Here is a 244-nt window from a genome sequence, read left to right as displayed (position 1 = left end):
GGCGATCTCCGACCTTGAAGTCGAACAGCATGAAATCAAGGGCAATCTCTGGCATCTCCGTTATCCGCTGGAGCCGGGTGTAACCTATCAGTATCCGATCGCTTTCGACGAGGAAGGCAAGCCGACCGAATGCGAAACGCGCGACTATCTGGTCGTTGCCACCACCCGTCCGGAAACGATGCTCGGCGATACAGGTGTTGCCGTCAATGCCGAGGATGAGCGCTACAAGTCGATCATCGGCAAG

1 protein-coding gene is annotated in these 244 nt (G+C 56.6%); it reads left to right on the top strand.

Going from position 1 to position 244, the window contains the following annotated elements; translation table 11 throughout:
* A partial coding sequence (locus EOD29_RS34345; RefSeq protein WP_164764071.1) for a class I tRNA ligase family protein occupies nucleotides 1-244 on the top strand: 244 nt, incomplete at both ends.

The organism is Mesorhizobium sp. M1A.T.Ca.IN.004.03.1.1 (genome assembly GCF_003997555.1).
Lineage (GTDB): Bacteria > Pseudomonadota > Alphaproteobacteria > Rhizobiales > Rhizobiaceae > Mesorhizobium.
Note: the sequence above shows the minus strand (reverse complement) of the source record. Positions and strands in the feature narration are given on the sequence as shown.